The sequence below is a fragment of the Umezawaea sp. genome (assembly GCF_036375055.1).
Classification (GTDB): Bacteria; Actinomycetota; Actinomycetes; order Mycobacteriales; family Pseudonocardiaceae; genus Umezawaea.
In genome coordinates, this window is sequence record NZ_DASUSQ010000180.1 from 58,153 (window position 1) to 73,695 (window position 15,543).

Below are 15,543 nucleotides of genomic sequence, written 5' to 3' on the forward strand. Positions count from 1 at the left end.
CCCGACAGCCGCCCACGTTTTCCCCCGGTCGTCCGCCGTTCACCGGGGTTCCGGTCCGGCCACCCGCGACGCCCGCCGCAGCACGTCCTCGACCATCGCCGGGGTCAGCCTCCCGGTGAACGTGTTCTGCTGGCTCACGTGGAAGCAGCCGAACACGTGCAGCGGCTCCCCGCCGTCGAGCGCGGGCAGGACCACCTCGACGCCGTGGCCGAACTTCGGCCGCGGGCGCGGCACCTCCCAGAACGCGGTCAGGACCGGCAGGAGCGCCTGCCAGCCGAATCCGCCGAGGACCACCACCGAGCGGAGCGAGGGCCTCAGCAGTTCGAGTTCCGCGACGAGCCACGGACGGCAGTTGTCGCGCTCCTGGGGCGTCGGCTTGTTCTCCGGCGGCGCGCACTTCACCGGTGCGGTGATGCGGGTCCCGTGCAGCTCCAGGCCGTCGCCGACGTGGTGCGCGGTCGGCTGCGAGGCCAGTCCGACGGCGTGCAGGGCGGCGTAGAGCACCTCGCCGGAGCGGTCGCCGGTGAACATCCGCCCGGTGCGGTTGGCGCCGTGGGCGGCCGGTGCCAGGCCGACGATCGCCAGGTGCGCGTCGGCCGGGCCGAAGCCGGGGACGGGGCGTCCCCAGTACTCCTCGTCGCGGAACGCGGCGCGCTTCACGCGGGCCACCTCCTCGCGCCACGCGACCAGGCGCGGGCAGGCCCGGCACGTGGTGACCTCCGCGTCGAGTTGATCGAGAGCGAGCACTCCAGTCCCCTTCGAACGTAGGGTTCGACCATGACCGACAAGGACAACGGCACGGCCGAGGACGAGAAGAAGGACGAGAAGGACATCCCGTCCGACGACCTCGTCACGGCCACGCACAGCATCACCGTCAAGCGGCGCAAGCTGAACTACACCACCACGACCGGCCGCGTCGTGCTGCGCCAGGAGGTGCTCACCGAGGGCAAGTTCGACGGCCACCAGCCCAAGGCCGAGGTCTTCGTGACCACGTACACGCTGGACGGGGCCGACCCGAAGACGCGGCCGGTGACGTTCGCGTTCAACGGCGGGCCCGGCTCGTCGAGCGTGTGGCTGCACCTGGGCCTGCTCGGCCCGCGCCGGGTCGTGACGGGTGACGTCGGCGCGCTGACGCCGCCGCCGTACGAGCTGGCCGACAACGCCGAGACCCTGTTGGCCCACAGCGACCTCGTGTTCATCGACCCGGTCTCCACCGGGTACTCCCGCGCCGTGAAGGGCGAGAAGCCCGGCGAGTACCACGGCTTCCAGGGCGACATCGAGTCCGTCGGCGAGGTGGTCCGGCTGTGGACCTCGCGCAACGGCCGGTGGATGTCGCCGAAGTTCCTCGCGGGCGAGTCGTACGGCACGCTGCGCGCGGCAGGCCTCGCCGAGCACCTCCAGACCCGGTACGGCATGTACCTCAACGGGCTCATGCTGATCTCGTCCGTCCTGGACTTCACCACGCTGGACTTCAGCGAGAACAACGACGTCGCGTACGCCCTGTTCCTGCCGACCTACGCGGCCATCGCCCACTACCACGGCCTGCACGGCGACCGGGAACTCGCGGACGTGCTCGCCGAGGCCGAGGAGTTCGCCTCGCGCGACTACCCGTGGGCGCTCAACCGCGGCCACCGGCTCACCGACGAGGAGCGCGCGGACGTCGTCACCCGGCTCGCCGCCATCACCGGCCTGTCCGAGGACTACGTGGACCGGGTGAACCTGCGGGTCGAGCACATCCGCTTCTTCACCGAGCTGCTGCGCCACCAGCGCCGGATCGTCGGCAGGCTCGACGGCCGCTTCACGAGCTGGGACGCGGACTACGGCCAGGAGCAGATGTCGGAGGACGCCTCGTACGCGGCGATCCTGGGGCCGTACGCGGCGGCGCTGAACCACTACGTGCGGGCCGAGCTGGAGTACTCGAACGACCTGCCGTACGAGATCATCTCGCGGGCCGTTCACCCGTGGTCCTACAAGGAGTTCGAGGGCCGCGCGGTGTCGGTCACGGCGAAGCTGTCGGCCGCGATGCGCGCCAACCCGCACCTGAGGGTGCACGTGGCGTTCGGCTACCACGACGGCGCGACGGCGTACTACGCGTCCGAGCACGTGCTGGCGCACCTGGCGATCCCGGCCGAGCTGCGGGAGAACATCGAGTCGGCGTACTACCCGGCGGGCCACATGATGTACGTGCACGAACCCTCGCGCGTGCAGCAGTCGAAGGACCTGGCGGACTTCGTGAAGTCCGCGTCGAACCGCTGACCGGACGGGGGCGGCCGGTGGGAACCGGGCGCCCCCGACGGGGTCAGACGACCGAGCGCTCCTCGGCGAAGTGGCACGCGCTCGGGTGGTCCCCGGCGCGGACGATCAAGGCGGGCTCCTCGGTGGCGCAGATGTCCTGCGCCTTCCAGCAGCGGGTGCGGAAGTGGCAGCCCGACGGCGGGTCGACCGGCGACGGCACGTCACCGGTCAGCCGGATGACGTCGCGCGTGCCGCGCTGCGTCGGGTCCGGCACGGGCACCGCGGACAGCAGCGCCTGCGTGTACGGGTGCGTCGGACGCTCGTAGATCTGGTCCTCCGTCCCCGTTTCCACGATCTTGCCCAGGTACATCACGGCGACCCGGTCGGACAGGTGCCGCACCACGGACAGGTCGTGGGCGATGAACACGTAGGACAGCCCGAGGTCGGACTGGAGTTCGCCCAGCAGGTTCATCACCTGGGCCTGGATGGAGACGTCCAGGGCCGACACGGGCTCGTCGCACACGATCACCTTGGGGCGCAGCGCGAGCGCGCGGGCGATGCCGATGCGCTGGCGCTGACCGCCGGAGAACTGGTGCGGGTAGCGGTGGATGTGCTCGGGGTTGAGCCCGACGGTGTCGAGCAGCTCCTGCACCTTCTGCCGCCGCGAGCCCTTGGGCGCCACCTCGGTGTGGATCTCGAACGGCTCGCCGACGATGTCGCCGACGGTCATCCGCGGGTTGAGCGAGGTGTACGGGTCCTGGAGCACGATCTGGATGTCGCGCCGCAGCCTGCGCAGCTCGGCGCCGCGCATGGCGAACATGTCGCGGCCCTCGAACGTGGCGCCGCCGGACGTCGGCGGCTCCAGCCGCATCAGCACCTGCGCGAGCGTGGACTTGCCGCAGCCGGACTCTCCGACGACGCCGAGCGTCTCGCCCTTGTTCAGGGTGAACGAGACGCCGTCGACCGCCTTGACGTGGCCGATGGTGCGCTTGAACAGCACACCGACGCGGACCGGGAAGTGCTTGACGAGGTCGGTGACCTCCAGGATCGGCTCAGCCACGGCTGACGACCTCCTCCGCGAAGTGGCACGCGCTGGTGCGGTCGAGGCCGAGCCGGTGGTTGGCGGGCACCTCGGTCGTGCAGACGTCCACGGCGCGCGGGCAGCGCGGGTGGAACGGGCAGCCGGACGGGATGTTCGTCAGGCTCGGCGGCAACCCCTTGATCGTCTTGAGCTCCTGGCCCTTGAGGTCCAGGCGCGGCAACGACTCCAGCAGCGACTCGGTGTACGGGTGGCCGGGCGCGCGGAACAGCTGGTACACGTCCGCGTGCTCGACGATCCGGCCCGCGTACATCACCGCGATCCGGTCCGCCACGTCCGCGACGACGCCGAGGTCGTGGGTGATCAGGATCAGGCCCATGTCGCGTTCGCCCTGGATCTCCCGCAGCAGGTCCATGATCTGGGCCTGCACGGTGACGTCCAGCGCGGTCGTGGGCTCGTCGGCGATCAGCATCTCCGGGTCGAGCGCGAGCGACATCGCGATCATCGCGCGCTGCCGCATCCCGCCGGAGAACTGGTGCGGGTACTCGCCCACCCGGTTCTTGGCGTTGGGGATCTTCACCAGGTCGAGCAGCTCGATCGCACGGGCGCGGGCGTCCTTGCGGGTCATCCCCCGCCGCACGCGCAGCTGCTCCTCGATCTGGAAACCCACGGTGAACACGGGGTTCAGCGCGGACAGGGCGTCCTGGAAGATCATCGCGATGCCGTCGCCGCGGACGTCGCGGCGGCGGTCGTCGGACGCGGTCAGCAGGTCCTCGCCGTTGAACCGGATGGCGCCCTTCGTGACGAACGCGGGCGGGGTGTCCAGGATGCCCATGATCGTCTGCGCGGTGACGCTCTTGCCCGAGCCGGATTCGCCGAGGACAGCGAGGGTCTCCCCCGCGTTGACCTGGTACCCGACCCCGTTGAGCACCTTCGCGACGCCGTCGCGGGTGCGGAACTCCACGTGGAGGTCCTCGACCTCCAGCAGTGGTGCGGTCACGGTCGGAACTCCTATCGCGACTTGGGGTCGAGGGCGTCGCGCACGGCGTCGCCCAGGATGACGAAGGCCAGCACGGTGATCGTCACGAACCCGGCGGGGAACAGCAGCATGTGCGGCGCCGCCTGGAAGTAGTCGCGGGACTCGCTGATCATCACGCCCCAGGACACCACCGGCGGGCGCAGGCCGATGCCGAGGAACGCGAGCGTCGCCTCGGCGCCGATGAACGCGCCGAGCGCGATCGTGGCGTACACCAGCACCGGCGCGACGGTGTTCGGCAGCAGGTGCCGGAAGACGATCCGCAGCGGGCTCGCGCCCAGGCCGCGGGCGGCCTTCACGTAGTCCTGCTGCTTCGCGACCAGCGTCGCGGACCGCATGATCCTCATCGACACGGGCCAGGACAGCACGGCGATGGACAGCACCACCTGGGTGATGATCCGCACCGCGCTGGGGTTCTCCGTCGGCGAGTTGAACGTCGTCAGGATGACGATCGCGCCCAGCACGAACGGGACGCCCGCGAAGATGTCGCCGAAGCGGGACAGGAGGCTGTCGACCCAGCTCTTCGCGTAGCCGGCGAAGATGCCGACCACGGAGCCGATCAGCACCGTGAGCAGCGTCGAGAACAGGCCGACGAGCAGCGAGGCCCTGGCTCCGTAGACGGCGCGGGCGTACACGTCGTAGCCCTGCACGTCGTAGCCGAACCACGCGTCGGCGGACGGCGTCTTCAGGTAGTTGTCCAGGTTCGCGGCCCGCGGGTCCACCGAGGTGAACAGCGACGGGAACGCGGCCATGACCACCACGATGAAGATGATCACCAGCGAGATGATGAAGGTCGGTTTGCGGCGCAGCTCGCCCCACGCGTCGCTCCACAGGCTGCGGGGCTTGCCCTGCCTCTGCGACGAGTCGTCCACGTGGCTGAGGTCGCCCACGGCGGAGGCGGCGGCCTTCTCCAGCCCGGCGCCGCTGGCACCAGGGTCACTCATAGCGGATCCTCGGGTCGAGAACGGCGTACAGGAGGTCGACGACCAGGCTCATCAGCAGGTAGACGAGGACGAGCATCGTGACCACGCCGGTGACGGTGATGCCCTCCTTCTCCTGGATGCCCCGGAAGATCAGGCCACCGATGCCGTTGATGTTGAACACGCCCTCGGTGACGATCGCGCCGCCCATGAGGCTGCCCAGGTCGGTGCCGAGGAACGTGATCACCGGGATGAGGGAGTTGCGCAGCAGGTGCACGCCGACGACGCGGCGGGTCGGCTGCCCCTTGGCGATGGCCGTGCGCACGTAGTCCGCGTGCCGGTTCTCGGCGATGCTGCTGCGGGTCAGCCTGGCCACGTAGGCCATCGACGTGCTGCCGAGGACGAAGCCCGGCAGGATCAGCTGGGCGAACGTCGGGTCGGTCGAGTCCACACCCACGTCGAACAGGTCGAGGCCCTGCGGGCCGAGGTAGAGGCGCAGCACGAAGCCCGTGACGAACACCGGGAGCGAGATCAGGAACAGCGTGGACACCAGGACGAGGTTGTCCAGGAAGCCCTGCTTGCGCAGACCGGTGAGGACACCCGCGGTGATGCCGATCAGGGCCTCGATGAGCAGCGCGATGATCGCGAGCTTCACCGTGGTCGGGTAGGCGGTGGCGATCTGCTCGCCGACCGAGATGCCCGAGAACGTGTCGCCGAAGTCGCCGGTGACCACGTTGCCCATGTACTTCAGGTACTGGAGGGGGAGCGGGTCGTCGAAGTTGAACTTCTCGCTCATCGCGGCGATGTAGGACTCGGGGCACGGCCTCTGCCCGCACTTGCCCGCGAACGGGTCCTGCGGGATCGCCCAGACGAGGGCGTAGATGATGAACGTGGTCCCGATGAACACCGGTATGAGCTGGAGTAGGCGTCGCAGCACGTAGCGACCCATGCCTGTGGCTCCTTGCGTGGTGGGATGCGCCTGAACGCGGGTCCGGCTCCGCGGTGGTGCTCGCGGAGCCGGACCGTTGCTCGGTTAGCCGTTCGGGGTCAGCCCTTGACGCGGAAGGCGGCCAGTTCGCCGTCGCGCTTGAAGGTCAGCTTGGCGGCGCTCAGGTTCTTCGAGTAGCCGCCGATGCCCTTCTCGGTCCAGACCGGGATGGACGGCAGGTCCTTGGCCATCAGCCTGTGGGCCTCCTGGTAGACCTTGATGGCCTCGTTCTTGTCGGCCGTGCCGTCGGCCTTCGCCAGCAGCGCGTCCACCGCGGGGTTGCTGTAGGTGGTGTCGTTGGACGACCCGCCGGTCTTGTACATCGGGTTGAGGAAGTTCTCGATCGACGGGTAGTCGGCGGACCAGTCCGACCGGCTCATGCCGGTGAGCTGCTGGCCGTCGACGATCTGCCGGAACGCGCCGAAGTTGGTCGCGCCCACGAACTCGCAGTCCACGCCGAGCGCGTCCTTGATGGAGTTGCAGGCCGCCTCCAGGGGCTCCTTGCGGCCACCGTCGGCGTTCGACTGGATCGTCAGCTTGCCGGTGAAGCCCGACTTGGTGAAGTACTCCTTGGCCTTCTCCTTGTCGTACTTGCAGAAGTCGCCGCACACGTTGGGCTCGTAGCCGTCGATGCCCGGCGGGACCCAGCCGTCGACCGGCGCGTAGGAGTTGGCGAGCACCGTCTTCGTGATCTGGTCGCGGTTGATGGCCAGCGCGATGGCCTTGCGCAGGTCCAGGTTGTCGAAGCCCGGCACGTAGTACGGGACGCCGATGGTGCTGATGCCGAGCAGGTTCGCGTTGAGCACGCGGTCACCGAGGTCGGACTTGTGCTTGTCGCCGATCTTGGCCGACGGGGGCAGCGCCTCCATGAAGTCCAGCTTGCCGCCGACCAGGTCCTGGTACGCGGTCTCCTGGCTGGAGTAGATCTTGATGTCCAGGGTCTTGAAGTGGACCTTGTCCTCGCCCTGGTAGTCGGCGAAGCGCTCCAGCTTGATCAGGGCGTTCGGCGTGCGCGACACGAACTTCATCGGGCCGTTGCCGATCGGCTTCGCCTCGAAGGCCTTCGGGTCGGCGAAGAACGCGTCCGGCAGCGGCGAGAACGGCAGGTAGCCGATCTGGCTGGTGAAGACCGAGAACGGGCCCTTCAGCGTGACCTTGAACTCGTAGTCGCCCACGACCTCCAGGCCGGACATCTTCTCCGCGGTCGGGGCCGCACCCTCGGTGGCCGGGGAGACGTCGTCGTAGCCCTGGATCTGCGCGAAGAAGGGGGAGCCCTGCTGGGCGTTCGGCGCGTAGGCGCCGTAGTTCCACGCGTCGACGAAGTTCTTCGCCTTCACGTCGGTGCCGTCGTGGAACTTCCAGCCCTGCTTGAGCTTGATCGTGTAGACCTTGGCGTCGCTCGTCGTGATCGACTCGGCCGCCAGGTTGTAGGTCGAACCGTCCTCGGCCTTGAAGCCGACGAGGCGCGTGTAGAGCGCCTCCACGGCCTTCGAGCCACCGGCTTCGGTGGTGTTCGCGGGCAGCAGGTTCGCCTTGGGCTCAGTGCCGTAGATCGACACCGTGCCCTCCTCGTTGGTCCCTGCCGCACTGTCCGAACTCGTCCCGCCACCGCAAGCGGTCAGCGTCATGACGAGCGCGACCGGTAGTGCGAGCCACGAGATCGAGCGTGATCGCGACATACATCCCTCCCACCTAATCTGGCGACTCCGCGGCGGCGGAGTACCTCACCCCCCGAAGGGCGGATTCCCAGAACGTGAGAGGGACGGTAATGCGGCAATGTCGCAGGCCGCTGGATTGGGCTGTCACGAACACGTCACGATCAATACCAATTACCACTTCAGGCGAGCGCGAACGCTATGCCGTCCAGGATGTCGTGCTCGCTCGCGATCAGCTCCGTGACCTCGGTGTTCGCCGCCAGGTGGTCGGCGATCGTCCGCACGACCAGCGCCCCGCCGATGATCACGTCGACCCGGCCGGGGTGCATCGACCCGATGGCCGCGCGCTCGTCGCGGCTCATCGCGAGCAGCCGCCCGGTGATCTCCCTCACCCGGTCCAGCGAGATCCGGGTGAGGTGGACCTCGTCCGAGTCGTACGCGGGCAGGTCCTTCGCGATGGCGGCCAGCGTCGTCACGGTGCCCGCGACACCGATCCAGCCCCGCGCCTTGGCCACCGGCACGGCCGCGAACGCCTCCGCGAGCACGTCGGACGCCACGCGGACCGCCTCGTCGACCTCGGCGGCCGTCGGCGGGTCGGAGCGCAGGCAGCGCTCGGTCAGCCGCACGCAGCCGACGTCGACCGACAGACCGGCCTCCACGGAGCTCCGGACGCCGTCCCAGGTGCCCACCACCAGCTCCGTGGAGCCCCCGCCGACGTCGGAGACCAGGAAGGGGCCCTCCTCGGGCTCCTGGTCGGCCACGGCGCCGGTGAACGACAGGCGGGCCTCCTCGTCGCCGGTGATGACCTCGGCCTCCACGCCGAGCACCTCGGCGGTCATCGCGAAGAACTCGTCGCGGTTGGCGGCGTCGCGGGTCGCGGACGTGGCGACCATCCGCACGCGCTCGGTGCCCTTGCGCCGCAGGACCGCCGTGTAGTCCAGCAGCGCGGCCCGCGTGCGGGCGATGGCCTCGGGGGCGAGCACGCCCGTGGCGTCCACGCCCTGGCCGAGCCGGACCACGCGCATCTCGCGGTGCACGTCGCGGAGCCGGTGGGCGCCGTCGTCGCCCGTGGTCACGTCAGCGACCAGCAGGCGGATCGAGTTCGTCCCGCAGTCGATCGCGGCCACCCGTGCCATCGCAGTCCTCCTCGTGTGTGCTCGCGCAGGACGGTAGCCGCCGGGAGCGCCGCGAACGACCGGAGGGGAACCCAGCGGACGCTGGGTTCCCCTCCGGTACGGGGTTGGACGCGGTTACGCGGGCTTCATCGACGAGGACGCGGCCACCGAGCTGCCCGCGGCGGGCGACGAGCCGGACGCGGGTGAGGACCCCTCGGCGGTCGTGGTGGTCGTCGTCGTGGTGGTGGTGGGCGGCGGGGGCGTCGGGCAGCCCGGCGGCACCGAGATGGTCGTCGTGGTCGTCGGGGTGGTCGACGTCGTGGTGCTCGTCGTCGTCCCGCCGGTGGTCGTGGTGGTCGACGTCGGGAAGGTCGGGCAGCTCGGGATGAGCGTGGTCGTCGTGCCGCTCGTCGGCGGCGTCGTCGTGGTGGTGGTCGACCTCGACGTGGTCGTGCTGGACGACGAGGAGCTCGACTGCGGCGGGTTCGACGTGGACGACGAGCCGGGGTTGCCGGTGCCGGTGTCGCCCGTCGGCGGGACGTCCGGGTAGTCGTCGTAGTCGTACGGCGGGTAGTAGTAGTCGGCGTCCGAGCCGCTGAGGTCGGGCAGCGAGTCGACGCCCTCCTCGTACTGGATCGCCCACGCCATCACGGTCGCGACGTACTCGTCGGAGTGGTTGTAGCGGAAGATCGCCTGCGCCCGCTGCACCGGGTCGTCCATGTCGCCGCCGCCGGAGCACAGGTAGTTGCCCGCGCCGACCGTGGCGTCGTAGATGTTGTTGGGGTTGCTCTCGCCGTCGCCGTTGCCGTCCGCGGCGAACGCCGCCCAGGTGCCGGGGATGAACTGCATCGGGCCGACCGCGCGGTCCCACGTCGAGTCGCCGTCGAAGGCGCCGCCGTCCGTGTCGTGGATCGCGGCGAAGCCCTGGCCGTCGAGCACCGGGCCGAGGATCGCGGGGGTGGCGTTGCCCTTGGCGTCCACCCGGCCGCCGCGCGCGTGGTTCGACTCGATGCGGCCGATGGAGGCGAGCAGCGACCACGACATGTTGCAGCCGGGCTTGGTCGCGGCCAGGCGCTCCTCGGCCCGCTGGTAGGCCTCCAGCATCACACCGGGGATGCCGGGGACGCCCTCGCCGAGGTCGTCGAACGGGTTGAGCCCGCCGCGCAGCGACTCCAGGTCGTCGGCGTCGGCGAGGAACGCGGCGCTCAGCTCGTCGGTCTCGGGGAGCCTGCCGCCCGCGCCGAGCTGGTCGTCGGTGGCGCCGCGGGCGCGGATCGCGCTGAGCACGTCGCCGGGGCCCGGCGACTCGGCCGCGATGTCGGAGCGGTTGGACGCGTTGATCCAGTCGAGGGTGCCGGTCCCGGTCAGCAGCGTCGGCGTGAGCATCGCGCAGGTGACCGTCGCGGCGATGCCCCACTGGCGCGGAGTCATCGTCGCGGTGCCCGCGACGACCCTTCTCGCCTTGCGCTTGCGGCCCCGTTTTTTCCGCACTGCCACGAAACACTCACTCCCTGAGCCTCATCGCCACCCGCCGGACCCGGTCCGGCGAACCGCATCACGCTCTTCCCCATCCACAACCCTGCCTCATTGACATCGCCGTGTCACGGGAACTCGTTGCCAACAGGACACGACTTTGTCCAACGAACCGGCGGTGGAACGGTTGCGTGACGGGTTTTTCACCGTTGACGGTGATGCGCGCCACGACCGCGGGCGGTGGTCCGAACGGCCGAAGCCGCTCAGGAGCCGGGGGCCGCGCAGTCGCCGCTGGGCCAGGACTCGGCCAACCGGTCGAGCGCCTCGTCGCCGAAGGGGTTCACGCCCCGGCCGACGGACAGCGAGTGGGCCACGTGGACGTGCAGGCACTTGACCCGGTCCGGCATCCCGCCCGCGGTGACCTTCGTGCCGAGCGACTCGATCGCGTCCCGCTCCGCGAGGTACGCCTCGTGCGCCCGCAGGTACGCGGCGGCCAGCTCCTCGTCCTCGGCGAGCCGCTCGGTCATCTCGCGCATCAGGCCGGAGCCCTCCAGCGTGCTGACCAACGAGTTCAGCCGCGAGCACGTCAGGTAGTACAGCGTCGGGAACGGCGTGCCGTCCTCCAGCCGGGGGTTGGTCTGCACGACCGACGCGTGCCCGCTGGGGCAGCGCGCCGAGATCCTGCGCATCCCGCGCGGCGCCCGGCCGAGCTGGGACGCCACGAAGTCGCGGTCCTCCTGCTCGATCGTCATCTCTTCGCCACCGACTGCCACAACTGCTGGTACCAAGACGTGTTCGCGGCCGGCGCCTTGGCCGGCCTCTCCTGTTCGGGTGTGCGCTCCTCGTCACCGGGGAGCTGGACGATGTAGGGGGTCTCGCCGGGCCGCACGTAGTGCAGCCGCTTGCGCGCCTCGGCCTCGACCTGCGCCGGGTCGTTCAGCTCGGCCTGCCGCTGCTCCAGCTTCGCCACCTCGGCGGCGAGCTGGCCCTGCTGCGCGGTCACCTGGCGCAGCTCGTCGCGCTGCGCCAGGTACGTCCGCAGCGGCACGGCGATGCTGAGCGCGAGCGCGCACAGCACCATCGCGAGCAGCGCCGCACGGCGGGTGCCGGACATGCCGAACGCGCCGCCCGTGCCCGCTCCCGCGCGGGTGCGGGCCTTGGACGGCGCTGGACGGCGGGCGCGGTCAGGCCGGGCCGCCGACGGAGCTGGGCTCCGCCGGCGGCGCCGGTCCCGATCGGCTTGGGGCACGGGGCTCAGGCCTCCGGCGTGTACCGCGGGAAGGCCAGGTCGCCCGCGTAGCGAGCGGCGTCGCCCAGGGTCTCCTCGATGCGGAGGAGCTGGTTGTACTTCGCCGTGCGCTCGCCGCGGGCGGGCGCACCGGTCTTGATCTGGCCGACACCGGTCGCGACCGCGAGGTCGGCGATGGTGGTGTCCTCGGTCTCGCCAGAGCGGTGGCTCATCATCGACTTGTAGCCGTACGACGTGGCCAGCGAGACCGCGTCGAGGGTCTCCGACAGCGTGCCGATCTGGTTGACCTTCACCAGCAGCGCGTTGGCCGCGCGGCGGGAGATGCCCTCCTCCAGGCGCTCCGGGTTGGTGACGAACAGGTCGTCGCCGACGATCTGGACGCGCTCGCCCAGCTCGGCGGTCATCTGGACCCAGCCGTCCCAGTCGTCCTCGGACAGCGGGTCCTCGATGGAGACCATCGGGTAGGAGTTGACCAGCTCGGTGTAGTAGCCGGTCATCTGCTCGGCGCTGCGCTTCGACTTCTCGAACGTGTAAGCGCCGTCGGAGTAGAACTCCGTCGCCGCCACGTCCAGCGCGAGCGCGATGTCGCGGCCCGGCGTGAAGCCCGCCTTCTCGATCGCGACCAGGATCAGGTCGAGCGCGTCGCGGTTGCTCGACAGGTTCGGCGCGAAGCCGCCCTCGTCGCCGAGACCGGTCGCCAGGCCCTTGCCCTTCAGCACGGACTTGAGCGAGTGGTACACCTCGGTGCCCCAGCGCAGCGCCTCGCGGAAGGACTCCGCGCCGATCGGCGCGATCATGAACTCCTGGATGTCGACGTCCGTGTCGGCGTGCGAGCCGCCGTTCAGGATGTTCAGCATCGGCACCGGGAGGACGTGCGCGTTCGGGCCGCCGATGTAGCGGAACAGCTCAAGGCCGCTGGACGTCGCCGCCGCCTTGGCCACGGCGAGCGAGACGCCGAGGATCGCGTTCGCGCCGAGGCGCGACTTGTCCGGGGTGCCGTCGAGGTCGACGAGCTTCTGGTCGACCACCCGCTGTTCCACGGCTTCGATGCCCACGAGTTCGGGGCCGATCTCGTCCAGCACCGCGGTGACCGCGCGGAGAACACCCTTGCCGTTGTAGCGCTTGGGGTCGCCGTCGCGCAGCTCGACCGCCTCGTGCTCACCGGTCGAGGCCCCGGAGGGAACCGCGGCGCGCTCCAACGTCCCGTCGTCCAGCGCCACCTCCACCTCGACCGTGGGGTTGCCTCGGGAATCCAGGATCTCCCGTGCGCCGACCTGCTCGATGACCGCCACTTGCGCTCCCTATTCAGCTGCATGTCGTCTCGGCCCCGAGCCTACTTGTGCGGCTCCGGGCCTCGTCGCAGGCACGCGAAATGCCGTGGTGATCACCGGGGCGCGCGTCCGAATGGCGGACCTGTGCACGCGGCCGTCCGACCGGCAGGATCAGCGCGGTGACCGTTCACGTGCGAACAGGTGGGACCGACGGCCCGGCGCTCGTGCTGCTGCACGGGCTGGGCGCGACCGGCGGCGTGTGGCTCGACGCCGCGCGGGCGTGGCCGGGTGCGTGGCTGGTCCCCGACCTGCCGGGGCACGGCCGGTCGGCCCCGCTGGCGGGGTGCTCGTTCGACGCGCTGGCCGCCGCGCTCGCCCCGGTCGTGCCGGTGGACCGGCCCGTCGCGGTGCTCGGCCACTCGCTGGGCGGCGTGGTCGCCCTCGCGCTCGGCTCGGGCCGGTTCGGACCGGCGGTCGACGTCGTGTGCGGACTCGGCATCAAGGTCCGCTGGACCGAGCAGGAGCTGGCGAAGGCCGGTGAGCTGGCCGGTCGGCCGTCGAAGGTGTTCCCGTCCCGCGAGGAGGCCGCCGAACGGGCGCTGAAGGTCGCCGGGCTGTGGGGGCTCGTGCCGTCGGACTCGCCGCTGGTCGACGACGCGCTGGTGGAGACCTCGGAGGGGTGGCGGCTCGCCCTGGACCCGGCCGCCTACGGCGTCGGCGCCCCGGACATGGCCGCGCTGGTCGCGGCCAGCCGGGCGCGGGTGGTGCTGGCTGCCGGCGAACGCGACCCGATGTGCCCACCCGAGCACCTGCTCGCGGTCGATCCGGGAGGGGTGGTGCTGCCGGGCGTCGGGCACAACGCGCACGTCGAGGAACCCGACGCGCTGGTCCCCCTGCTGACCCGGCTGCACGCCTCACTGGTCGGGTGAAAGTCCACGCGACACGGAGTCGTGTCATCCGGACGGCTGTCGAGGAAGACGCGATCGGTGGGTAGCGTTGATCGAACCATGACCGACAGCACCTTCGAGGCGTTCCGCCGGGCCGAGGCGCTGCTGTCCGAACGCCGTCCCCTCGAGGCGTTGCGGGAGCTGCGCACGGTGCTCGACGTCGCGCCGGACGTCCCCAGCGTGCAGCTGCTCGCCGGGCGGGCCTATCTGGGGTCCGCCCAGCTGCACCGTGCCGAGGAGGCGTTCCGGAAGGTGCTGGAGATCGATCCGAGTGACCACTACGCGCGGTTCGCGCTGGGGAAGACGTTGCAGCGGCAGAGTCGTTTCCCGGAGGCTTTGGCCCAGTTGAGGATGGCCGCCGTGATGAATCCATCTCCTGAGTACCAGGAGGCCCTGGGGGAGGTTGCGGCTCGGATCGCCGTGGATCGGGATCGGCGGGAGCGGTAGGGGGTCACCCCGATTTGCGAATGTCTCCGTGGTTGCCCGGTTTGTCAAGGCGGGAAAGCTGCAATTCATCGACAGGCCGGGAAACGGCTGCTCACCGCCACGCCGGAAAGCGACAGCTCGTTGTTGTGCCCAGCCGCGGAAGTGGACCGGGGGCGGTTGCTCACCGCTGGGTCGGGGCCAAGGCGCGAATGGACCTGGGGCGTTGGCGGTGGCTTTGCGGGTGAACCGGACCCGCTGGTTCGATCGTCCCGGTCATTCGATCGTCACGCTGGCTCTGGCGTAGGCGTCCGCGCCGCTGAAGACGTTCTGGCCGTACTCGGTCGAGTTGTTGTACTGCCAGACCGCTGCCCACCAGCCCTCGCTGCTGCCCATGTCCCGGCTGCCCGAGCAGAGGTAGCGGGCTGTGGCCAGGGCCGCGTCGTCGATGTTCTGCGGGTCCGGCGGGCTGCCGTCACCGTTCGCCCGCTGCGCGTACTTGACCCAGGTCGTGGGGATGAACTGCATCGGGCCCACCGCTCGGTCCCAGGTGGTGTCGCCGTCCAGCCTGCCGCCGTCCGTGTCGTTGATGGCCTTCACGCCCGGTCTGCCGTCCAGCGGGATGCCGATGATCGGGAGGGTCGTCCTGCCGTCGTCGCCCAGTTTGGCGCCGTTGATGAAGCCGTGGTGCGACTCGACCCTGCCCACGCCCGCCAGCGTCGCCCAGGAGATGCGGCAGCCCGGTGACTGCGCCCTCATCACCAGGTCCGCCGTGGCGTAGGCGCGCAGCGCCCTGCGGGGGATGTCGGTCTTCTCGGAGACCTTGCGGGTCCACTCGTCCATCGGGTCGGCGGTGTCGGACTGGCCGCCGGACGGGGCGGCCTGGGGGACCCGGCCCGCTTCGTCCGGGACGTCCGTGCCCGGTTCCACCAGCTGGAACGGGACGGGGAACTCGGCCTTCGGGGGCACGTACGGCTTGCGGTCGAGTGCTGCCAGGCCCCACGCGCCCGCGGCGACGATCATCAGCAGGAGCAGGGCCAGGCCCAGTCGTCCAGCGAAGCCGCCTGCCCCGCCGCGCGGACGCGGCGAGGGGGTGAGCTTGGACGGCGGAGTCACGACCACGGCCCCAGGCTACGTGCCAAATCGGCCCGTGACCGGGATGTGATCAGTGTCGAACGGAGCAACCTCGTCC

At 70.4% G+C, this 15,543-nt stretch carries 15 protein-coding genes; 3 read left to right on the top strand and 12 right to left on the bottom strand.

The features are described from left to right. Window positions 1–39 precede the first annotated feature (39 nt). On the bottom strand, window positions 40–747 hold the full coding sequence (locus VFZ92_RS41975; RefSeq protein ID WP_330883719.1) for a uracil-DNA glycosylase: 708 nt from the start codon (window positions 745–747) through the stop codon (window positions 40–42). A gap of 30 nt (window positions 748–777) precedes the next feature. Here VFZ92_RS41975 and VFZ92_RS41980 point away from each other — a divergent pair, with 30 nt between their 5' ends. After that, complete coding sequence (locus VFZ92_RS41980; protein WP_330883721.1) at window positions 778–2,256, top strand: S10 family peptidase; 1,479 nt, start codon at window positions 778–780, stop codon at window positions 2,254–2,256. Between the two features lie 43 nt (window positions 2,257–2,299). On the opposite strand, the gene VFZ92_RS41985 is transcribed toward VFZ92_RS41980, so the two are convergent. From VFZ92_RS41985 to eno, 10 genes are all read right to left on the bottom strand, one after another. Next, entirely contained in the window at window positions 2,300–3,295 is a 996-nt protein-coding gene (locus tag VFZ92_RS41985; protein WP_330883723.1) for a dipeptide ABC transporter ATP-binding protein, read from the bottom strand. Beyond that, window positions 3,288–4,274, bottom strand: coding sequence for an ABC transporter ATP-binding protein (locus VFZ92_RS41990; protein WP_330883725.1), 987 nt, complete (start codon window positions 4,272–4,274; stop codon window positions 3,288–3,290). Before VFZ92_RS41990 ends, VFZ92_RS41985 begins: the two co-directional genes overlap by 8 nt. A gap of 11 nt (window positions 4,275–4,285) precedes the next feature. Further along, the gene (locus tag VFZ92_RS41995; protein WP_330883727.1) at window positions 4,286–5,254 is read right to left on the bottom strand and encodes an ABC transporter permease; all 969 of its coding nucleotides are present in this window, start codon (window positions 5,252–5,254) and stop codon (window positions 4,286–4,288) included. Next, window positions 5,247–6,179, bottom strand: coding sequence for an ABC transporter permease (locus VFZ92_RS42000; protein ID WP_330883729.1), 933 nt, complete (start codon window positions 6,177–6,179; stop codon window positions 5,247–5,249). The genes VFZ92_RS41995 and VFZ92_RS42000 overlap by 8 nt, the downstream gene beginning before the upstream one ends. 98 nt (window positions 6,180–6,277) lie before the next feature. After that, window positions 6,278–7,897: an ABC transporter substrate-binding protein gene (locus tag VFZ92_RS42005; protein WP_330883731.1), complete on the bottom strand. Its 1,620-nt coding sequence runs from the start codon at window positions 7,895–7,897 to the stop codon at window positions 6,278–6,280. Between the two features lie 158 nt (window positions 7,898–8,055). Further along, window positions 8,056–9,009 carry a Ppx/GppA phosphatase family protein gene (locus tag VFZ92_RS42010; protein ID WP_330883733.1) on the bottom strand — a complete coding sequence of 318 codons (954 nt, stop codon included), beginning with the start codon at window positions 9,007–9,009 and terminating at the stop codon, window positions 8,056–8,058. 114 nt (window positions 9,010–9,123) lie between these two features. After that, window positions 9,124–10,485 (bottom strand): lytic transglycosylase domain-containing protein, encoded by a 1,362-nt coding sequence (locus VFZ92_RS42015; protein ID WP_330883735.1) that lies wholly within the window; start codon window positions 10,483–10,485, stop codon window positions 9,124–9,126. A gap of 239 nt (window positions 10,486–10,724) precedes the next feature. After that, window positions 10,725–11,213 (bottom strand): DUF501 domain-containing protein, encoded by a 489-nt coding sequence (locus VFZ92_RS42020; protein ID WP_330883737.1) that lies wholly within the window; start codon window positions 11,211–11,213, stop codon window positions 10,725–10,727. Beyond that, window positions 11,210–11,710, bottom strand: a complete 501-nt coding sequence (locus tag VFZ92_RS42025) for a septum formation initiator family protein (protein ID WP_330883739.1) — start codon at window positions 11,708–11,710, stop codon at window positions 11,210–11,212. Before VFZ92_RS42025 ends, VFZ92_RS42020 begins: the two co-directional genes overlap by 4 nt. Window positions 11,711–11,715: 5 nt before the next feature. Next, window positions 11,716–13,002 carry a phosphopyruvate hydratase gene (gene eno / locus VFZ92_RS42030; RefSeq protein ID WP_330883741.1) on the bottom strand — a complete coding sequence of 429 codons (1,287 nt, stop codon included), beginning with the start codon at window positions 13,000–13,002 and terminating at the stop codon, window positions 11,716–11,718. A gap of 158 nt (window positions 13,003–13,160) precedes the next feature. Between eno and VFZ92_RS42035 the strand changes: the two genes are divergently transcribed. Further along, window positions 13,161–13,910: an alpha/beta hydrolase gene (locus VFZ92_RS42035; protein WP_330883743.1), complete on the top strand. Its 750-nt coding sequence runs from the start codon at window positions 13,161–13,163 to the stop codon at window positions 13,908–13,910. A 78-nt stretch (window positions 13,911–13,988) separates the two neighbouring features. Then, window positions 13,989–14,375, top strand: a complete 387-nt coding sequence (locus VFZ92_RS42040; RefSeq protein WP_330883745.1) for a tetratricopeptide repeat protein — start codon at window positions 13,989–13,991, stop codon at window positions 14,373–14,375. A gap of 252 nt (window positions 14,376–14,627) precedes the next feature. Here the strand turns inward: VFZ92_RS42040 and VFZ92_RS42045 are convergent, their stop codons facing one another. After that, a complete protein-coding gene (locus VFZ92_RS42045; protein WP_330883747.1) occupies window positions 14,628–15,473 on the bottom strand; it encodes a lytic murein transglycosylase in 846 nt (281 codons plus the stop codon). Window positions 15,474–15,543: the final 70 nt, after the last annotated feature.

Bases quoted from the DNA above. Each gene is read 5' to 3' on its own strand.
- VFZ92_RS42040 (WP_330883745.1), top strand. From the start codon at position 13,989: ATGACCGACAGCACCTTCGAGGCGTTCCGCCGGGCCGAGGCGCTGCTG.
- VFZ92_RS41980 (WP_330883721.1), top strand. From the start codon at position 778: ATGACCGACAAGGACAACGGCACGGCCGAGGACGAGAAGAAGGACGAG.
- VFZ92_RS42020 (WP_330883737.1), bottom strand. From the start codon at position 11,213: ATGACGATCGAGCAGGAGGACCGCGACTTCGTGGCGTCCCAGCTCGGC.
- VFZ92_RS42005 (WP_330883731.1), bottom strand. From the start codon at position 7,897: ATGTCGCGATCACGCTCGATCTCGTGGCTCGCACTACCGGTCGCGCTC.
- VFZ92_RS42010 (WP_330883733.1), bottom strand. From the start codon at position 9,009: ATGGCACGGGTGGCCGCGATCGACTGCGGGACGAACTCGATCCGCCTG.
- VFZ92_RS41995 (WP_330883727.1), bottom strand. From the start codon at position 5,254: ATGAGTGACCCTGGTGCCAGCGGCGCCGGGCTGGAGAAGGCCGCCGCC.
- VFZ92_RS42000 (WP_330883729.1), bottom strand. From the start codon at position 6,179: ATGGGTCGCTACGTGCTGCGACGCCTACTCCAGCTCATACCGGTGTTC.